This window comes from Pseudomonas sp. CM25, assembly GCF_013179705.1.
Lineage (GTDB): Bacteria > Pseudomonadota > Gammaproteobacteria > Pseudomonadales > Pseudomonadaceae > Aquipseudomonas.
This window is the reverse complement of sequence record NZ_JABMCW010000728.1, coordinates 1-573: the sequence shown is the minus strand read 5'-3', so window position 1 is coordinate 573 and position 573 is coordinate 1. Positions and strand designations below refer to the sequence as shown.

General features: G+C 66.7%; 1 protein-coding gene. It reads left to right on the top strand.

Going from position 1 to position 573, the window contains the following annotated elements; genetic code table 11:
- The coding region (locus HP546_RS30975) for a substrate-binding domain-containing protein (RefSeq protein WP_172233865.1) at positions 1-443 on the top strand (443 nt) is incomplete at its 5' end.
- Positions 444-573: the final 130 nt, after the last annotated feature.

Genomic DNA, 573 nt, shown 5'->3' with positions numbered 1-573 from the left:
CCGAGCCGCTCGATGGCACCAGCTCGCGGCAGGAGCGGGTGCAAGCGTTCGGCCAGTCGATCAGCCGTCGCCCCGGCATGCGCCAGCAGGTGCTGGAAACCAGCGCCGGGCTGGGCGCCCAGCTGGCTTCGTTTCTGGCCGCCAGCGGCCATGGCCCGCAGGCCATCTTCACCTGCAACGGCGTCGCCACCTTGGCGGTGACCCGCGCCCTGCACGAGGCCGGGCGCAATCTGTTCGCAGACGTCGGGCTGATCGCCCTCGACGACCTCGACTGGTTCCCCTTGGTCGGCACGGGTATCACAGCCCTGGCCCAGCCCACCGAGCGTATCGGCGTGACGGCATTCGAAAGCCTGCTCGGCCGCCTGCGCGGCGTCAGCGGGGCAGCCCGGCGCATCGACTTCAAGGCCGACCTGATCATCCGCGGTTCAACTCACCCACGCTAACCAGTGGCAGGCATTGGCGTGCCTGCTGTCGACAACAAATGAAACCGGTTTCATAAGGACAACAACAATGCACGCGAACCCCGTTTCCATCAGCCTCTCCAGCTATGGCGCCGACTTTGTCCGGCAACGT